Genomic DNA, 17,056 nt, shown 5'->3' on the forward strand with positions numbered 1-17,056 from the left:
GGGAGGCCTCTGCGCGGCGAGGCCTAGGCGCGCGGGCGTCGCGGCACGGGCCAGATCGGACCGCCGGGAGCGTCGGGACGGCCGGAAGCGGCGGGGCCGGCGGCGCCCGGGGGTGGGTCTTCGGGGTTCTGCGTCGTGGCCGCGTCGCCGCGCGGCGCCGGCGCCGCCTGCGATCCCCGGGTCGCCATCACGCGGGCGAACGCCTCCGTCCCCCGCGCGATCACCGTGTGCGTGACCGTCTGGGTGAGGTTCTGCGCGATCTCCGTCCACGGGGCGATCCCGATCGTGCCGGCGCGCGGCGCATCGGGGTCGCCGGGCGCCGGTCGTGCCGGGGCGTCGCCCGCCGCCCGCGCCTGCCGCCAGGCGTCGGCCTCGGCCGCATCGAATGCGCGGGAGACGGCCGCCACGGCATCCCGGTACGCGGCGAACTGCGGCGGCGTGATGCGCGCCTGCGCGGAGGCCGGACGCCGCTCGCGCGCCCGCCGCTCCGCGGCCAGGAACGCCGCCGTCAGCGGCTGGCGGGCATCGGTCATCGCCGGGAAGGCGATCAGCCGCGCGGGATCGGTCTCATAGGTCATCCATCGCGCCGTGATCGCGTCGTGCGTGGCCAGCAGTCGCGCGGTGGGGGTGTCGGCGGCATCCGTCGCCGCGGGCAGCGCCGCGCGGGCGGCCGCCACGTGCGCACGTCGGGCGCGCGCGGTCGCCGCGGCGGCTCGCGCCTCGTCGGCGGCACGGTCGAGCTCGCGCCGTGCGGCGATCACGTCCGCGCGACCGGCGCGCCCCGTCGCCTGTTCGGCCTGCACCCGCGCCAGCTCGGTGCGCGCCACCCGGTGCCGGGCACGCGCGGCCGTCGCCGCGCGGCGGGCGGCGTGCATCTCCAGGCGCGCCGCGTCGAGCTCGATGCGGCGGTGGCGCTGCCGACGCTCCCGGCGCAGCCCGAGCCAGCCGAGGGTGCCGGTGCCGATCACCGTCGGCCCGATCCACCAGAACTCGGCGAGAGACGCCCAGAGCGGATCCACGTCCTCAGCCTAACGAGAACGCCTGGGAGCGCTCGCAGACCCGATGCCGCGGCATCCGTACCGGCCGAGGCCTCTCGATCCGACGCGGAGTGCGCGATGCGCCGAGGAGCCCGCGCGCCGGCTCAGCCGAAGAGCAGGGCGAGCACCGTCGCGCCGCCGCCCACGAGGATGAGGGCGATGATCGTGACCCAGGCGATGATGCGCGTGCGGCGCGTGCGCGCCTCGTTCATGCCGGTGTACTCGTCCTCGTCGCTCATGCGCTCAGCCTACGGGCTCGGTGACGGTCGGACCGAACGCCGCGGGCAGCGTGGCCTGCGCGCGGGCGCGCAGCTCGCCGACGGTCACCGTGAACACGTCCTGCACCTCGAGTGCCGGCTCGTCGCCGTCCGCCGCGACGTCGGTCACGCCGATGCGCAGCACCGGGTAGCCGCGGCCCTCGCACAGTCCGCGGAACTTCACGTCCTCCTCGCGCGGCACCGACACGATGACGCGGCCGGTCGACTCGCTGAACAGGGCGGTCGCGGCATCCACGCCGTCGCGCTCCATGATCTCCCGCAGCCACACGCGCGCGCCGACACCGAACCGCGTCACCGCCTCGGCGAGGGCCTGGGCGAGCCCGCCCGACGAGAGGTCGTGCGCGCTCGAGACGAGCTCCTGCTGGGATGCCGCGTGGATGAGCTCCGCCAGGCGCTTCTCCTGCGCGAGGTCGACCGCCGGCGGGCGTCCGCCGAGGTGGCCGTGCACGGTCTCGGCCCACGCCGATCCGCTCAGCTCGGTGGCCGTGACACCCAGCAGATAGATGTTCTCGCCGGCATCCTGCCAGCCGCTCGGGATGCGGCGGGCGACGTCGTCGATGATGCCCAGCACGCCGACCACCGGCGTCGGGAAGATCGGGGTGTCGCCGGTCTGGTTGTAGAAGCTGACGTTGCCGCCGGTGACCGGGACGCCGAGCTCGAGGCACGCGTCGGCGAGACCGTCGACGGCCTGGCCGAACTGCCACATGACCTCGGGGTTCTCCGGGCTGCCGAAGTTCAGGCAGTCGGTGACGGCGGTGGGAACGGCCCCCGTGACGGCGACGTTGCGGTACGCCTCGGCCAGGGCCAGCTGCGCACCCGCGTACGGGTCGAGCTGGCAGAAGCGGCCGTTGCAGTCGGTCGCGATCGCGAAGCCGAGGCCGCTCTCCTCGTCGACGCGGATCATACCGGCGTCATCGGGGAAGCTCAGCGCCGTGTTGCCCATGACGTAGTAGTCGTACTGGTTGGTGACCCAGCTGGTGTCGGCGAGATTGGGGCTGCCCAGCAGATCGAGGAACTGCGTGCGCAGGGTCGCGGGGTCGTCGGTGCGGTCGAGGGCCGAGGCCGAGTCGTCGCGCAGGGCGTCGATCCAGGTGGGGTAGGCGACCGGGCGCTCGTAGACCGGGCCGTCGACGGCGACGGTCGAGGGGTCGACGTCGACGATCTGCTCGCCGTGCCAGAAGATCTGCAGGCGGCCGTCGCCGGTGACCTCGCCGAGCACGCTCGTCTCGACATCCCACTTGCCCGTGACGGCGAGGAACGCGTCGAGCTTCTCGGGCGCGACGATCGCCATCATGCGCTCCTGGCTCTCGCTCATGAGGATCTCCTCCGGCGTGAGCGTGGGATCGCGCAGCAGCACGTTCTCGAGGTCGACGCGCATGCCCGAGCCGCCGTTGGCGGCCAGCTCGCTCGTGGCGCAGGAGATGCCGGCGGCGCCGAGGTCCTGGATCGCCTCGACGAGCTCGTCGCGGTAGAGCTCCAGGCAGCACTCGATGAGCACCTTCTCGGCGAACGGGTCGCCCACCTGCACGGCCGGCCGCTTGGTGGGGCCGCCGTCGGCGAAGGTGTCGGACGCGAGGATCGATGCGCCGCCGATGCCGTCGCCGCCCGTGCGGGCGCCGAAGAGGACGACCTTGTTGCCCGCGCCGGTGGCGTTGGCGAGCTTGATGTCCTCGTGGCGCATGACGCCGACCGCGAGGGCGTTGACGAGCGGGTTGCCCTGGTAGACGGAGTCGAAGACCGTCTCGCCGCCGATGTTCGGCAGGCCCAGGCAGTTCGCGTAGAAGCTGATGCCGCTGACCACCCCGTGCACGACGCGGGCCGTGTCGGGGTTGTCGATGGCGCCGAAGCGCAGCTGGTCCATGACCGCGACGGGGCGCGCGCCCATCGAGATGATGTCGCGGACGATGCCGCCGACGCCGGTCGCGGCGCCCTGGAACGGCTCGATGTAGCTGGGGTGGTTGTGGCTCTCGACCTTGAAGGTGACCGCCCAGCCCTCGCCCACGTCGACGACGCCGGCGTTCTGGCCCATGCCGACCATGAGGCGCGCCTTCATCTCCTCGGAGACCTTCTGTCCGAAGCGGCGCAGGTAGATCTTGGAGGACTTGTACGAGCAGTGCTCGCTCCACATCACCGAGTACATCGCCAGCTCGCCGCTGGTGGGGCGGCGGCCGAGGATCTGCTTGATCTGGTCGTACTCGTCGCTCTTGAGTCCGAGCGCCGCGTACGGCTGCTCCTTCTCCGGCGTCTGGACGGCGTTCTCGACAGTGTCTGCGACCTTGCTGTCGGATGCGGGGGTGCTCACGCGGCGGGACTCCAAGACTCGGGTGCCGGGGACGGCCTCAGTCTAGCCGGGACGCTGTCCGGCACGGGCGCGCGCCCGTGGCCCGCTCCGCGGGGTCCGCTCCGCGTCTGCTCGTGTCCCGAACTCCTCCATCCGCGCCTGTCAGAGGCGGCCACAGCCCGATCCGCCGGGTGCGGCGGCGGGGTGGAGGAGTTCGGGCCGCGGCCCGGATGACGAGGGTCGGTAGCCTCGACGCATGGGGTCTCCGTCTCGCGTCGGTCGACGCTCATGACCGGCTCTCACGCCGACCTGTGGTGGCTGCCCGTCGGGGCGGGTGGGCGCGTCGTCGTCCGGACGAGCCGCTGGTGGGAGTCGCTGCGCGCCCTCCGGGCGCGTCGGGCGCCGCGGCCCCTCTTCCATGCCGCCCTCGAGGTCTTCGACGGAGAGGCCGGATACGTCATCGAGATGACGCCGGCCTGGGGCGGTCCGGTGGGCCCCCGCGGCGTCGTCGCCGAGGGACCGGTGGGATCGCGCCGGCTCGGGGGCTCCCGACTCTTCCGCTACGAGATCCGCTGCTGGAAGGACGGCGTCATCCCCGATCGCCGGTGGGCCGTGGAGCCGCCCCGTCGGCTCGCCCTGTCACCCGCGGCGGCAGGCGCGCTGATCGCGCGGGTGGGCCGTGCGCCCCGCTTCGTCTGGGGGCGCGATCCGTTCGGGATCGGCGACATGTGGAACTCGAACTCGTTGATCGCCTGGCTTCTGGAGGGCTCGGGGATCGACACCGCCGAGATCGCGCCGCCTCGCGGCGGCGATGCGCCCGGCTGGCGGTGCGGCGCGGTCGCCGCCCGGCGCGGGCTGAGGTCCTGAGTCGTTGGGTAGGTCAGGGCGAGCTATCGCGACCTCGCTTCACCCGCGTTTGCGGTGGCGGGAGGCCTTGCTCCAACCGGAGCGCGGCGGCGTGCCCGCGACGGTGCGGGGGCGTCATCCGATTCGGAGTCGCCAGCGCCCCGGTCGGCATGGGGACGCAGCATGAGGGTGATGCCGTCGACGTCGACGGGCTCCCAATGATGGCCGTGCACGAGGAAGCTCAGTCGTTGTTCGTTGCGAGCCGAGACACCATGATGGCGCGGCCGGTTCTTACCATCTCAACCGTGCGGACCCACATGCGCTCGCGTACGCGCTTCGAGACCTGACCGACGAAGACTCCCGCCGAGATCTCCAGCATCCATCGCGTCAGGAAGCCGCGAAGTCCGGGCGGGCAGGCCGATAACACGAGCACGACCACCGCTAGAGATCCTCGCCATACGACGTACCGCTCGCGACGGCACGGCGTGAGCCATCCCAGAGGTAGACAATGTTCTCCGCGAGGCCGGCGTCTGTGGCATCTGCTTCCGCCTCGGGGAGCAGCAGGTGCCGGATGTCACGGACGCACCGTTCGAGGAACGCGCCTCCATGGAACTGGTCGCGCAGTGCCCGCCTCGCAGCGGATCCGATGTCGAAGGGCATCTCGTGGGCGAGGTCGAACGCCAGCGGGATCGTGAGGTCTGCCTTGTAGAGATCGGCGATGTCGTAGACGAAGGAGCGCACGTGCCCGGTATGCACGAACCCGAGGCCGGGTGAGCAGCCGAGGGCCACGATGACGGAGTGCACGACGCCGTAGAGCGAGGTGTTCGCCGCGGAGAGCGCCTGGTTGACGGGATCGCTCGACGCAAAGTCTTCGACATCGTAGTCGCGCCGGTTCCACGCGACCCCGGTGCGAGCGGAATGTTCCCGGTAGGCCCGTCGGACCCGCGCCCCTTCACGACCGCGAAGCTGCTGCATCGTGAGGCCCGAGGTGTCCTCGCCGGGAAAGCGCATTGCGTACATCTCGCGCGCGACGCGCAACCTGCTCGTTTGATTCGTCATGAGCTGAGCCTGCGCTTCCAGCAAGCGCGAGCTATGGGCGAGAGAGCGACCGTGCGCGTAGTAGCGCACGCCCTCCTCGCCTACCCAGACGACCGTCGATCCACTCTCGGACATCAGCACCATCGCCTGCTGGGTGACGGTCGTGCCGGGGCCGAGGAGCAGCACGCCCAGGGATGCCGCGGGGATGTGCATGACGCCGCGCTCATCGGTCGCGGTGATCGCATTCGCCTCTCGATGGATGCTGCATTTCTCGAGATAGATGAAGCTCAGCCGGTCTTCCGCACGAACCAGGTCCGGCAGGTCGGGAGGGCGCACCCCTGGGATCGTCATATTCTTCTCCGTCTACTCGGCAGGCGCGATCGTGAGAAGACCGCAGCCGTACCCCTTCGCGCGACCGATGCCATGGCCAAGTGCGTGCACGAAGGCTTCACGGTCGGTGACCGTGAGCGTGCCCTCGAAGGTCGCCACACGGAGCGTCACCCGTGTCTCCCGGCGGGCGAAGGTCAGCGTGCGGCGGTCGCTGACGACGAGGTCGGCCCGGTCGGTCTGCGGTCCGGCGGAGATGTCGAATCCCCGTCTCGCTGCGCGCGTGAGGAGCCACTGCTCCTGCTGGTCGACGGTCACGTGTCCATAGACCTTGCCGCGCTCGCCCGCAGGTAGGCGTTCGGAGCGCACCGGATTCGCCGTCAGGCGGAAGCGGTAGCGGTGCCCGTTGTCGATGCGGCCGAGGATGGGGTCGTATGGCCGCGTTCCCCAGGAGTCCTCGAGCGAAGGCCATCCCGCCTGCTCGGCGAGATGGGTGAGGTCGGGGCGGCCGGGGCTGACGATATAGACGAGCGCACGATGGGGGGCGGTGTCGAGTCGCCAAAGGACGCGTCCCGCCTCGCGCGCGGATGGATCTGGGAATGCCGCGAGGACGGCCGCATGGAGTACATGCGGCGACGACAGCACGCGCTGCGCCCCGCGTCGGGCGGGATTGAGCTGGATGCGGGAAAGGTACATCAGACTTCCTCGTCGCTGGTGAGTGCGAACGGATCATGTTCCGGGCGGGCTGACCCGGATGCCGCCGGGGCGGTGGCTGGGGCATCTGATCGGCGGACGACGCCGGCCGTCACGTCGCGCCAGTCATACCGCCGCCGCCGGGGGTCGAAGCTGCGCGGATTGTCGGACAGCGTGAGGTCGACCCGATCGCCGGGCCGTGCGTCGACGAGGATCTCCAGCGTCTCGGGCGGGTGTCCCGCTCGCCCGTGCCAGGGCTCAGCGGACAGAGATTCGAGGAGCGAACCTTCGACGATCCGCGCCTGCACGGGACCGGCCGGGGGAAACGCCCGTCGACCGAGATACAGCGGGTAGCGCGGTTCGCGCAGCGCCTGCCGCAGACGCTCGAGCAGGGCGTGATCCTCCGATTCCAGTCCCGCGACGAACACGGCGTCGGCCAGATAATGCCGGTCGGACAGTGGCATGGAGGTCTTACCATCGAGAGTCCGCGCCGTCTGAAAGTCGCGTTCCACGATGCCCGCCCGGTCGATGCGCACCCCGAAGCGGAGCCCGTCGAACACGTCGAGAGGCTCCGTCCGCTCCAAGCCGAGGGCCGCGGCGAGCAGCCCGATCACTCCGCTGCGAGTCGGGGCGCGCTCAGTTCCGCGCGTCGCGAAGCGACTGCGCGAGCCCCATGCCTGCTGAGGGCCCGCGAGCGTGATCAGCAGGGTCCGGGCGCTCACGGCTCGGCGGTGAGGCGGGCGGCGACCGCGTCACCGGCGGCGGACACGGCGGCATCCAGGGTCACGCGTTCGCCGAGATCGTCGAGCGCAGCGGTCGCCTCGCCGATACGCACGACCCAGGTCTTCTCGGGCGTGGTGCCGAAGGCGGCGTCGATCTCGAGAAGCTCTCGCGCAAGCTTCTCACTGGCCGTCTTGACACGCGTGCTACCGGCGACCGCCTCCTCGAACGCGCCCACCGGGTTCACCGACTGAGTGGTGCGCAGCGAGATCACGACGGCGTCGGGCAGTGTGCGGTTGGCGAAGGTGTTCTGCTTCCCGCTCGGCATGCTCGTGATGAAAGAGCGGAGAAACTCAATGACGGCGAGCTGCGTCGCCTCAGCGTCGCCGAGGTTCCGCTGCAATGCGTTCACGTCGACAGTCGCGTAGCGGAACAGCGTCGACGAGGTGAACTCGACGGTTCCGATCATGCCGGCGCCGGCATCCTCCTCATCGTCGCCTGCTTTGTGATCGTCGACCGCTGTGTGATGATCCCAGTCCATCTACGGACAGAAGGCCCCGCCCACGCGCAGCGGGGGTGCTCCCCGCATCCGCGGGGATAATCCCCGGGTGACCTCCTGCTGCTCAGCCGGAGACAGGTGCTCCCCGCATCCGCGGGGATGATCCCCACGTCGAGTGCGTCAGCGTGCACTGCGACTGGTGCTCCCCGCATCCGCGGGGATGATCCCGCGCCCCGCGGACGCAACGGGAGCAGCTTCACGTGCTCCCCGCATCCGCGGGGATGATCCCACGGCCCGGTCGATCTCCAACGCCGCCAGCGAGTGCTCCCCGTATCTGCGGGGATGATCCCGCCGTGCCGCCGCTGCTGGCCGAGGCGATCCTGTGGTCCCCGCATCTGCGGGGATGATCCCTCGCCACCCTGCCCGTTTGTGTCGTACGCTGCGTGCTCCCCGCATCCGCGGGGATGATCCCTCGCCACGTGCTCGCTCGAGCGACGGCGCGACGTGCTCCCCGCATCCGCGGGGATGATCCCGCGAGCACGACGGGCGAGCGCTACGAGCGCGAGTGCTCCCCGCGCTGGTGGACGCGGACGATCGTGGAGTCGATCGACGCGCCCCAGTCCAACTCGCCGCGCGGGTGCACGAGGGACTGCGCCTTCTCGAGGACCCGCGCCCACACGCTCTGCTCGGACCACCTGTCACGAGGCGATGGGGACCACACCGCACCGGCTACCACTTCGGTATCCCGCGCTCCACGGTCGGGCGCGTGCTCGCCCGCTACCGGATGCCGTTGTTGCATCACCTCGACCAGGCCACCGGACTCCCGGTCCGCAAGCCCAAGCCTGTCCGCTACGAGAAGCAGACGCCGGGCGAACTCCTCCACGTGGACATCAAGACGCTCGGCATGATCCCTGACGGCGGCGGCGGGCGCATGCTCGGCCGGCAGGCCGGGAACCGCAGCAACAAGAAGCGTGGATTGGGCTACGCGTTCCTGCACCACGCTGTGGACGACTGCACCCGGCTCGCCTACTCAGAAAACAGCTCGGCGACGAACGCAAGGAGACCGTGGCGGCGTTCTGGGAGCGCGCCCGCGCGTTCTTCACCGAGCACGGCATCACCGTGACGGGCGTGATGACCGACAACGGCTCCTGCTACCGATCCCACGTATTCGCCGACGCGCTCGGCACAACCGTGACCCACCGCCGCACCCGCCCCTACCGGCCGCAGACCAACGGGAAGACAGAGGCTTCAACCGCACCCTCGCAACCGAATGGGCCTACGCCGCGACCTATCCGTCAGACGCCGCCGCGCAGCCACCAACGCCGACTCTGGCCCCATCACTACAATCACCATCGATCCCACACCCGCCCCCGCAGGCTCAAACCCCACCGAATGCGTTCACAACCTCACGGGGAGAACAGCTAGCGCTGCACCTCGTCGTCGATCACGCCGATGCCCACGGCGTGGTGGCTGGGCTCCTCCACCTGCGGCATCGTCGGCTCGTCCGGAGTGGGCGCGAGGGGCTCCTCCGGATTCGGCGCGAGCGGTTCCTCCGGATGCGGTGCCAGGGGCTCCTCGCCCGGGTCCTTCTCGGTGCTCGGCTCGGTCAGCGCCTCGGTGTCGGGCGCGACGCTCTCGGGGGCGTCCTCGGTGCCGACGCCGGCCGTGCGGTCGACGGTGTCGGACGTCTGTGGATCGGTCATCTCGTCCTCCTTCGTGGTCTCCTCCACTGTTCGCCGGGTGGGCGCGACGCGCACGGGGGTTGACAGGAGGGGTCGTGCGTGTCGCGGGTTCGACGTATCCTCGCCCCCATGACCGGACTCACCCCGTACCTCTCCTTCGACGGCACGGCACGCGACGCGCTCGAGTTCTACCGGGGCGTCTTCGGCGGCGAACTCGTCCTCTCGACCTTCGGCGAGTTCGGTCGCGACGACGGGCCCGCCGACCGCATCGCGCACGGCATGCTGCAGGGTCCGGTCGAGCTCTTCGCGTCGGATGCCGGGAGCGGCGAGCAGACCCTCGAGCTCCGCGGCATCCTGTTCTCCCTCCTGGGCACCGCCGATCCGGCGACGCTCGAGGAGTGGTTCGCGGCGCTCGCCGAGGGTGGCGAGGTGCTCGACGCCCTCGCACTGCGGCCGTGGGGCGATCACGACGGACAGGTGCGCGACCGGTTCGGGGTGACCTGGCTCATCGGCTATCAGGGATGACCGACCCCGTCGTGCGCCTGCGGGCTCGCGCCGCGGAGCTCGACGAGCTGCTCGCCCGGCTCGACGCCGATGAGGTCGCCGTGCGCGCCGACCGGTCCGACGCGACCGCCGACGACGAGCACGACCCGGAGGGCTCGACCCTGTCGGGGGAGTGGCAGCGCATCGACGCGCTCCGTCGCTCCGTGCGCGACGAGCGGGCGGAGGTCGACGCCGCGCTCGCGCGGGTGGATGCCGGGACCTACGGCGTCTGCGTCGTGTGCGGTGCCCCGATCGCTCCCGGCCGGCTCGAGGCGCGCCCCATGGCGACGACCTGCATCGCCTGCGCCGCCTGACGCACCGCGCCGTGCCCGGGTCGCGGTGCGGTGCCCGGGTAGCGGGGGCCGCGGCGCCGTGCGGTGCCCGCCGAGCCGTGCCGAGCCGTGCCGAGCCGTGCCGGGGTCGCCGCGCCGCGCCGGCGTCGCCGTGTCCCGAACTCCTCCATTCGCGGGTCGAAGCTGTCCAGGAACGCCGCGGGGCGGGACCCAGCGGCCGATGTGGAGGAGTTCGGGTCGCGCAAGCGAGCGTCGGCTGACGGGCCACGCGTGCCCGGGTCGCGATGCCTGGCCCGCCGTGCCCTTCCGAGCCGCGCCGCGCCGGCGTCGCCGTGTCCCGAACTCCTCCATTCGCGGGTCGAAGCTGTCCAGGAACGCCGCGGGGCGGGACCCAGCGGCCGATATGGAGGAGTTCGGGCCGCGCAAGCCGGCGGCACCTGACGGGCCGGGCGCGCCGGGTCGCCGTGCCTGCCCGACTCGCCGCGCCGCCGGGTCCCCAACTCCTCCATTCGCGCGTCGAAGCCGTCCAGGAGCGCCTCAGGGTGGGCGGCGTCGTCCGATGTGGAGGAGTTCGGGCCGCCACAGGCGTTCGACACGAAGCAGGCGCGGCTTCGTGTCCGCAGCCCGGGGGGCCGGCGCCGTCGGTGTGCGCCGCGACATCCGCGGAGGTTCGACGGTGAGGTCTCCGGGCTGTGAAACGGGGGCATTGACACGCGGCATCCCCTGCCCTAACGTACAACCAAATGGTTGTACAAACTGAGTTGAGCGACGATGAGACCGACCGCCTGTTCCACGCCCTCGCGGCGGCGACGCGGCGCGACATCCTGCGACGCACGATCGTCGACGAGCAGTCGGTGTCGGCGCTCGCCGCGGACTACGACATGTCGTTCGCGGCCGTGCAGAAGCACATCGCCGTGCTCGAGGCCGCCGGCCTCGTCATCAAGCGCGCCGAGGGACGCGAGCGCCTCGTGCGCGCCGACCCGCGCATGATCGCCCGCGCCCGGGCGCTGCTCGCCCGCTACGAAGACCTCTGGCGCTCGCGCATCGACCGCCTCGACGCCCTGCTGGCTGAACCGCACGATCCCCGTCCCACGCAAGGAGACTGACATGCCCGTCACCGACATCACGACCGACCCCGAGAACCTCACGATGACCCTCGTCGCGGATGCCGCGGCTCCCGTCTCCCGGCTCTGGGAGGCCTTCACCGACCCGCGGCAGCTCGAGCGGTTCTGGGGTCCTCCCGGCTGGCCGGCGACGTTCACCGCGTTCGACCTCCGCCCCGGCGGTCGCGTGGACTACCGCATGACGAGTCCGCGGGGGGAGCGCTCCGCCGGATCGTGGGAGGTCCTGAACGTCGAGCCCGGTCGCAGCTTCGAGGTGCTCGACTCGTTCGTCGGCGACGACGGCGAGAAGCTCGAAGGCTTCCCGTCGATGCGGATGCTGTTCTCCTTCGATGCGACCGCCGAGGGCTCTCGCCTGACCAACACCACCTACTTCACCTCGCTCGAGGCGCTCGAGCAGGTCGTCGCGATGGGCGCGATCGAGGGTTCGCGCCTCGCGATGAGCCAGCTCGACGCGGTGCTGCAGGACCTCCGCGCCTACGCGCAGGGCAAGGGCACCCGCACCGAGCTGTTGACCGATCAGCACGTGCGCATCACCCGACTCATCGAGGGCTCGCGCGAGCTGGTGTGGCGCGCCCACCACGAGCCCGAGCTGCTGCGGCAGTGGCTGCTGGGACCCGACGGCTGGCAGATGATCGAGTGCGAGGTCGGCGAGACCACCCGCTTCGTGTGGCAGCAGGGCGACGACGAGTCAACCCGGTTCGGATTCGAGAGCGAGACCGTGCTCAGCGAGCCGATCTGGCGCGAGGTGTCGACCGAGCGGATGATCGGGGTTCCGGGACCGGCCAACCTCAACGACCTCCAGCTCTACGAGGAGGATGGCGCGACGTTGCTGACGCTGCTGATCGAGTACCCCGACAAGGAGACGCGGGACATGATCCTCGCCACGGGGATGACCGACGGCATGGAGTCGTCGTACGCGCGGCTGGAGGCGGTCGTCGCGGGCTGAGGGTCGGGGCGTTTCGACGCGGCGCTGCGCGCCTCGCTCAACGACCGGGGAGGGTGCGCCGTCCGGTCGTTGAGCGAGCGCAGCGAGTCGAAACGTGGCACGCCGCGGCGGCGTGGTCGGGTCAGTCCCCGAGCACCAGCCGGTAGCCCATGCCCTGCTCCGTCAGCAGATGCTGCGGGTGGGCGGGGTCGCGTTCGAGCTTCTTGCGCAGCTGCGACATGTACAGGCGCAGGTATCCCGAGTCCGCCACCTGATCGGTGCCCCAGATGTCCCTGAGCAGGTTCTGCCGGGTCACCAGCGTCCCGGGGTTGCGGGCCAGGAACTCGAGCATGCGCCACTCCGTGGGCGTGAGGTGCACGACCTCGCCCCCGCGCACCACCCGCGTCGCGGCGAGGTCGACCTCGACGTCGCCGAAGCGCACGACGGGCGCGTCGGCGGATGCCGCGGCACCCCCGGATCGGCGCCTCCCGAGGGCCCGCAGCCGCGCGAGCAGCTCATCGATCTGGAACGGCTTCGTGACGTAGTCGTCGGCCCCGGCATCCAGCGCCTCGACCTTGTCGGCCGATCCCGTGCGTCCGGAGACGACCAGGATCGGCACGTCGGTCCAGCCGCGGAGCGCGTGGATCACCTCGACGCCGTCGAGGCGCGGCATCCCGAGATCGAGCATCACGATGTCGGGCCGGGCCTGCGCCGCGAGCGCGATCGCGGCGGCGCCGTCGGGGGCGGCGACGACCTCGTAGCCGTGCGCGGCGAGGGTGATGCGCAGGGCCCGCACGAGCTGCGGGTCGTCGTCGGCGACCAGGATCTTCACGGTGTCATCCTCCCGCCCCGGAGCGGGTGGTCGTCGCGGTGACGGATGCTGCGGCATCCACGGGCAGCGAGATCACCATCGTGAGGCCGCCGCCGGGAGTGGTCTCGGGCGTGAGCGTTCCGCCCATCCCCTCGGTGAAACCCTTCGAAAGGGCGAGGCCGAGGCCGAGCCCGGTGGTGTTGTCGGTGTCACCGAGACGCTGGAACGGGGCGAAGATGTCGCCCTGCCGCTCCGTCTCGACGCCCGGACCGTGGTCGACGATGCGCAGTTCGACGGTCGCGGAGAGGCGGCTCGACGCGATGCGCACGCGCGTGCCGGACGGGGCGTAGCGGCGGGCGTTCGCGAGCACGTTGACCACGACGCGCTGCAGCAGCACCGGATCGGCGCGGACGGCCGGGACCGCCGGATCGAGGGCGAGCTCGACGGCATCGGGGCCGAGCCCGAGCTCGTCGATCGCCTCCAGCACCGTCGCCGCGACATCCACCGGGGCCAGCGAGACGGCCAGCACGCCGGCCTGCACGCGGCTGACGTCGAGCAGATCGGTGACGAGCGACGCGAGCGCGGCGAGCGACTCATCCGCCGTGGTGATGAGCTCGTCGCGGTCGTCGGCGCTCAGGGAGGGCCCCGCGGCCCGCAGGCCCCCGACGGCGGCGATCGCGGCGGCCAGGGGACGCCGCAGGTCGTGGCTCACCGCCGACAACAGCGCCGTGCGCACCTGGTCGGTGGCGGCGAGGGCATCGGCGGTGCGCGCCGTCTGCGTGAGGTCGCCGTGCTCGAGCGCGGCCGCGAGCTGCGCCGTGATCACGTCGAGCAGCCGGCGTTCGAGCGCGTCGACGTCGCCGCCGTGGAGTTCGAGGGTGGCACGGGGTCGTCCGCTCGCGTCGGCGCCGACCGGCACGACGACGGCGCGACCGTCCCGTACCGGCTCGCCGTCGGTGGCGAGCACCTCTCCACTCGATCCGTCGCCGGCGAGCAGGCGCGCCCCGCTCAGGCCGAACGCCTCGCGGGTGCGGCTGACCAGCGCGGGAACGGCGCTCTCGCCCCGCAGCACGCTGCCGGCCACGGTCGCGAGCAGCTCGGATTCCGCCGCCGCCCGACGTGCCCGCCGCGTGCGCCGCGCGGCCTGGTCGACGATCCAGCTCACCAGGATCGCGATGATGACGTACAGCACGAGCGACAGGGCGTGCAGCGGGTTGTCGATCGTGACGGTGAAGCGGGGATCGATGAAGAGGAAGTCGAGCGTGAGTCCCGACAGCACCGCCGCGAACAGGGCCGGCCAGATGCCGCCGATCAGGGCGACGACCACGACCAGCAGCTGATACGCGAGCACATCGGAGGTGATCGTCTCGTCGTTGGATGTCGCGAACAGCAGCCACGACAGCAACGGCCCGCCCGTCAGCGCGACGACGAGCCCCAGGATGCGGCGGCGCCAGCCGAGCGCGCCGCCGGTGACCCGCGGCAGGTGCAGCGCGCCGCCCGCGGCCGCGTGCGTGACGATGTGGACGTCGATGTCGCCCGACTCGCGGATGACCGTGGCACCGATGCCGGGACCCGTGAACGCCGCGCCGAGCCGACTGCGCCGGCTCGCTCCCAGCACGAGCTGCGTCGCGTTGACGGAGCGCGCGAAGTCGACGAGCGTGCGCGGCACGTCTTCGCCGATGACCTGGTGGTAGCTGCCGCCCAGCGATTCGACCAGCGCGCGCTGGGCGGCCAGCGCCCCGGGCGCGGCGGCGCGCAAGCCCTCCTGCGTCGTCACGTGCACGGCCAGCAGTTCGCCGCCGGCCGCGCGCGCCGCGATGCGTGCGCCGCGGCGCAGCAGGGTGTCGCCCTCGGGGCCGCCGGTCAGGGCGACGACGACGCGCTCGCGGGCCTGCCATGCGCCGCGGATGCCGTGCTCCTCGCGGTAGCTCTGCAGCGCGCTGTCGACCTCGTCGGCGAGCCACAGCAGCGCGAGCTCGCGCAGTGCCGTGAGGTTGCCCAGACGGAAGTAGTTCGACAGGGCTGCGTCGATCCGCTCGGCGGGGTAGACCGCACCGGCGGCGAGCCGGTCGCGCAGCGACTGCGGCGCGAGGTCGACCACCTCGATCTGATCGGCCGCGCGCACCACGGCATCCGGCACCGTCTCGCGCTGCGCGACGCCCGTGATCTGCGCGACCACCCCGCCGAGCGAGGTGATGTGCTGCACGTTGACGGTCGTGATGACGTCGATGCCCGCCGCCAGCAGCTCCTCGACGTCCTGCCAGCGCTTCTCGTTGCGCGAGCCCGGCGCGTTGGTGTGCGCGAGCTCGTCGACGAGCGCGATCTCCGGATGCCGCTCCAGCAGGCCGTCGAGGTCGAGTTCGTCGAGCTCGACCTCGCGGTGGCGTAGCCGCCGGCGCGCGAGCGTGGGGAGGCCCTCCGCCTGCGCGGCGGTCGCGGCGCGCCCGTGCGTCTCGACGATGCCGACGACGACGTCGTGGCCGTCGGCGAGCAGCCGACGCCCCTCGGAGAGCATCTCGTACGTCTTGCCCACGCCGGGCGCGGCCCCGAGCAGCACCCGCAGCCTGCCGCGCTTCATGCGTTCACCCTAGTTCTCCCGTCGGTTCTCCGGCCCCGCCGAAGCTGTTCTCGTGGGCCCGGGCCGTGCCGCTCGCCCGACCCGGCAACCGACCCGAACTGCAAGGGATGCCAGGGGACACGCCGTCGCATCCGTCGCACCGGCGGCGTGTCGGCCCGTCGGCCTTGCAGTTGGGGTGGGGTCCGTGGTCCGGACGGGGCTCCCGCCGTGGGCCCGACCCGACCCGACCAACCACCTCCACCTGCCCGAGCTGGAAAAACCGCAACCGGCCCGAACTGCAAGGGATGCCGGGGGACACGCCGTGGCATCCGTCGCACCGGTGGCGTGTCGCGGCGTCGGCCTTGCAGTTGGGGTGGGGTAGGCGCTGCCGGTCGTTGGGACCCGGCCACCCCCACCTGCCCGGCCTGAATCCACCACACGCGGCCCGGACTGCAAGGGATGCCGGGGGACACGCCGTGGCATCCGTCGCACCGGTGGCGTGTCGCGGCGTCGGCCTTGCAGTTGGGGTGGGGTAGGCGCTGCCGGTCGTTGGGACCCGGCTGCCCCCCACCTGCCCGCCCTGAACCCACCACACGCGACCCGAACTGCAAGGGATGCCGGGGGACACGCCGTGGCATCCGTCGCACCGGCGGCGTGTCGGCGCGGCGGCCTTGCAGTGCGGTTGCTCCCGGGGGTTCCGACTCCGCCCCGCTCGTCGAGCGAGCGAGCGAGCGAGCGCAGCGCGTCGAGACCCCGCTTGCCGCCGTCCCGCACGCGTCAGCGTCCGAGGGCATCGAGGGCGAGGTTCAGCTCGAGCACGTTCACCCGGGGCTCGCCGAGGAAACCGAGGTCCCGGCCGGTGGTGTGCTGATCGACGAGCGCCGACACCGCGGCGGGATCCAGGCCCCGGGCCTCGGCGACACGCGCCACCTGCAGCTGCGCGTACGCCGGCGAGATGTGCGGGTCGAGGCCCGACCCGGATGCCGTGACGGCGTCGGCTGGGATGTCGCCGAGCGCCACGCCGTCCGACGAGGCGATTGCGGCCTGGCGCTCGCCGATCGCGGCGCCGAGGTCCGCGTTCTCGGGCCCGAGGTTCGAGCCGCTCGAGGCCGTGCCGTCGTAGCCGTCGCCGGCGGCGGACGGCCGCGACTGGAAGTACTGCGGGAGGGCCGCGCCGTCGGCATCCGTGAAGGACTGGCCGATCAGCGCGCTGCCGACGACCTGTCCGTCGGTGCCGCGCACGAGCGAGCCGTTCGCCTGCGCGGGGAGGGCGAGCTGCCCGATGCCGGTGATCAGGGCGGTGTAGGCGAGGCCGAGCACGGCGGTGGCGACGAGCATCGCGCGGGCGGCGACGCCGAGGTGGCGGGCATAGGTACGGGTGGAGGTGCGGGTGGACATGACG

17 protein-coding genes and 1 pseudogene are annotated in these 17,056 nt (G+C 72.0%); 6 read left to right on the plus strand and 12 right to left on the minus strand.

Going from position 1 to position 17,056, the window contains the following annotated elements; genetic code table 11:
• Positions 1-23: 23 nt before the first annotated feature.
• From L0965_RS07135 to purL, 3 genes are all read right to left on the minus strand, one after another.
• Positions 24-1,019, minus strand: a complete 996-nt coding sequence (locus L0965_RS07135) for a hypothetical protein (protein WP_101307060.1) — start codon at positions 1,017-1,019, stop codon at positions 24-26.
• 122 nt (positions 1,020-1,141) lie between these two features.
• Positions 1,142-1,276, minus strand: a complete 135-nt coding sequence (locus L0965_RS16595) for a hypothetical protein (protein ID WP_255266093.1) — start codon at positions 1,274-1,276, stop codon at positions 1,142-1,144.
• 4 nt (positions 1,277-1,280) lie between these two features.
• On the minus strand, positions 1,281-3,617 hold the full coding sequence (purL, locus tag L0965_RS07140) for a phosphoribosylformylglycinamidine synthase subunit PurL (RefSeq protein WP_061782386.1): 2,337 nt from the start codon (positions 3,615-3,617) through the stop codon (positions 1,281-1,283).
• Positions 3,618-3,884: 267 nt separating this feature from the next.
• Between purL and L0965_RS07145 the strand changes: the two genes are divergently transcribed.
• Positions 3,885-4,463, plus strand: a complete 579-nt coding sequence (locus tag L0965_RS07145; protein ID WP_101307059.1) for a hypothetical protein — start codon at positions 3,885-3,887, stop codon at positions 4,461-4,463.
• A 220-nt stretch (positions 4,464-4,683) separates the two neighbouring features.
• On the opposite strand, the gene cas2e is transcribed toward L0965_RS07145, so the two are convergent.
• Genes cas2e through L0965_RS07170 form a run of 5 tightly spaced genes read right to left on the minus strand, consistent with a single transcriptional unit; the run spans position 4,684 to position 7,761 of the window.
• The gene (gene cas2e, locus L0965_RS07150; RefSeq protein ID WP_232783947.1) at positions 4,684-4,881 is read right to left on the minus strand and encodes a type I-E CRISPR-associated endoribonuclease Cas2e; all 198 of its coding nucleotides are present in this window, start codon (positions 4,879-4,881) and stop codon (positions 4,684-4,686) included.
• A 2-nt stretch (positions 4,882-4,883) separates the two neighbouring features.
• Positions 4,884-5,831, minus strand: a complete 948-nt coding sequence (gene cas1e, locus L0965_RS07155; protein ID WP_101307058.1) for a type I-E CRISPR-associated endonuclease Cas1e — start codon at positions 5,829-5,831, stop codon at positions 4,884-4,886.
• Positions 5,832-5,843: 12 nt separating this feature from the next.
• A complete protein-coding gene (cas6e, locus tag L0965_RS07160) occupies positions 5,844-6,503 on the minus strand; it encodes a type I-E CRISPR-associated protein Cas6/Cse3/CasE (protein WP_101307057.1) in 660 nt (219 codons plus the stop codon).
• The gene (gene cas5e, locus L0965_RS07165; RefSeq protein ID WP_232783946.1) at positions 6,503-7,222 is read right to left on the minus strand and encodes a type I-E CRISPR-associated protein Cas5/CasD; all 720 of its coding nucleotides are present in this window, start codon (positions 7,220-7,222) and stop codon (positions 6,503-6,505) included. The genes cas6e and cas5e overlap by 1 nt, the downstream gene beginning before the upstream one ends.
• Positions 7,219-7,761 carry a type I-E CRISPR-associated protein Cas7/Cse4/CasC gene (locus tag L0965_RS07170; RefSeq protein WP_234057968.1) on the minus strand — a complete coding sequence of 181 codons (543 nt, stop codon included), beginning with the start codon at positions 7,759-7,761 and terminating at the stop codon, positions 7,219-7,221. The genes cas5e and L0965_RS07170 overlap by 4 nt, the downstream gene beginning before the upstream one ends.
• A 586-nt stretch (positions 7,762-8,347) precedes the next feature.
• Between L0965_RS07170 and L0965_RS07175 the strand changes: the two are divergent.
• Positions 8,348-9,127 (plus strand): annotated as a pseudogene (locus L0965_RS07175) (integrase core domain-containing protein); the annotation flags it as partial.
• Between the two features lie 13 nt (positions 9,128-9,140).
• Here L0965_RS07175 and L0965_RS07180 read toward each other — a convergent pair.
• Positions 9,141-9,422: a hypothetical protein gene (locus L0965_RS07180; protein ID WP_101307301.1), complete on the minus strand. Its 282-nt coding sequence runs from the start codon at positions 9,420-9,422 to the stop codon at positions 9,141-9,143.
• Between the two features lie 108 nt (positions 9,423-9,530).
• On the opposite strand from L0965_RS07180, the gene L0965_RS07185 reads away from it, so the two are divergent.
• The 4 genes from L0965_RS07185 (at position 9,531) to L0965_RS07200 (ending at position 12,307) form a co-directional block, all read left to right on the plus strand.
• Positions 9,531-9,926 carry a VOC family protein gene (locus L0965_RS07185; protein ID WP_157831656.1) on the plus strand — a complete coding sequence of 132 codons (396 nt, stop codon included), beginning with the start codon at positions 9,531-9,533 and terminating at the stop codon, positions 9,924-9,926.
• The gene (locus L0965_RS07190) at positions 9,923-10,258 is read left to right on the plus strand and encodes a TraR/DksA C4-type zinc finger protein (RefSeq protein ID WP_101307051.1); all 336 of its coding nucleotides are present in this window, start codon (positions 9,923-9,925) and stop codon (positions 10,256-10,258) included. The genes L0965_RS07185 and L0965_RS07190 overlap by 4 nt, the downstream gene beginning before the upstream one ends.
• Positions 10,259-10,980: 722 nt before the next feature.
• Positions 10,981-11,343: a helix-turn-helix transcriptional regulator gene (locus L0965_RS07195; protein ID WP_060959087.1), complete on the plus strand. Its 363-nt coding sequence runs from the start codon at positions 10,981-10,983 to the stop codon at positions 11,341-11,343.
• Between the two features lies 1 nt (position 11,344).
• Positions 11,345-12,307, plus strand: a complete 963-nt coding sequence (locus tag L0965_RS07200; RefSeq protein WP_101307050.1) for an SRPBCC domain-containing protein — start codon at positions 11,345-11,347, stop codon at positions 12,305-12,307.
• A gap of 121 nt (positions 12,308-12,428) precedes the next feature.
• Here L0965_RS07200 and L0965_RS07205 read toward each other — a convergent pair whose 3' ends face one another.
• The 3 genes from L0965_RS07205 to kdpC all read right to left on the minus strand — a co-directional run bounded on the left by L0965_RS07205 (position 12,429) and on the right by kdpC (position 17,052).
• Complete coding sequence (locus L0965_RS07205) at positions 12,429-13,118, minus strand: response regulator (protein ID WP_101307049.1); 690 nt, start codon at positions 13,116-13,118, stop codon at positions 12,429-12,431.
• 4 nt (positions 13,119-13,122) lie between these two features.
• Positions 13,123-15,675 (minus strand): DUF4118 domain-containing protein, encoded by a 2,553-nt coding sequence (locus L0965_RS07210; RefSeq protein WP_101307048.1) that lies wholly within the window; start codon positions 15,673-15,675, stop codon positions 13,123-13,125.
• Between the two features lie 756 nt (positions 15,676-16,431).
• Positions 16,432-17,052 carry a potassium-transporting ATPase subunit KdpC gene (gene kdpC, locus L0965_RS07215; RefSeq protein WP_101307047.1) on the minus strand — a complete coding sequence of 207 codons (621 nt, stop codon included), beginning with the start codon at positions 17,050-17,052 and terminating at the stop codon, positions 16,432-16,434.
• Between the last annotated feature and the right edge of the window lie 4 nt (positions 17,053-17,056).

This window comes from Microbacterium sp. NFH-22A-Y (assembly GCF_021401375.1).
Taxonomy (GTDB): Bacteria; Actinomycetota; Actinomycetes; order Actinomycetales; family Microbacteriaceae; genus Microbacterium; species Microbacterium hominis.

What these genes read in the sequence shown, in the direction of transcription:
- L0965_RS16595 (WP_255266093.1), bottom strand. Translation starts at nt 1,276, where the DNA reads ATGAGCGACGAGGACGAGTACACCGGCATGAACGAGGCGCGCACGCGC.
- L0965_RS07145 (WP_101307059.1), top strand. Translation starts at nt 3,885, where the DNA reads ATGACCGGCTCTCACGCCGACCTGTGGTGGCTGCCCGTCGGGGCGGGT.
- cas1e (WP_101307058.1), bottom strand. Translation starts at nt 5,831, where the DNA reads ATGACGATCCCAGGGGTGCGCCCTCCCGACCTGCCGGACCTGGTTCGT.
- cas6e (WP_101307057.1), bottom strand. Translation starts at nt 6,503, where the DNA reads ATGTACCTTTCCCGCATCCAGCTCAATCCCGCCCGACGCGGGGCGCAG.
- L0965_RS07170 (WP_234057968.1), bottom strand. Translation starts at nt 7,761, where the DNA reads ATGGACTGGGATCATCACACAGCGGTCGACGATCACAAAGCAGGCGAC.
- L0965_RS07180 (WP_101307301.1), bottom strand. Translation starts at nt 9,422, where the DNA reads ATGACCGATCCACAGACGTCCGACACCGTCGACCGCACGGCCGGCGTC.
- L0965_RS07185 (WP_157831656.1), top strand. Translation starts at nt 9,531, where the DNA reads ATGACCGGACTCACCCCGTACCTCTCCTTCGACGGCACGGCACGCGAC.
- L0965_RS07190 (WP_101307051.1), top strand. Translation starts at nt 9,923, where the DNA reads ATGACCGACCCCGTCGTGCGCCTGCGGGCTCGCGCCGCGGAGCTCGAC.
- L0965_RS07195 (WP_060959087.1), top strand. Translation starts at nt 10,981, where the DNA reads ATGGTTGTACAAACTGAGTTGAGCGACGATGAGACCGACCGCCTGTTC.
- L0965_RS07200 (WP_101307050.1), top strand. Translation starts at nt 11,345, where the DNA reads ATGCCCGTCACCGACATCACGACCGACCCCGAGAACCTCACGATGACC.
- L0965_RS07210 (WP_101307048.1), bottom strand. Translation starts at nt 15,675, where the DNA reads ATGAAGCGCGGCAGGCTGCGGGTGCTGCTCGGGGCCGCGCCCGGCGTG.
- kdpC (WP_101307047.1), bottom strand. Translation starts at nt 17,052, where the DNA reads ATGTCCACCCGCACCTCCACCCGTACCTATGCCCGCCACCTCGGCGTC.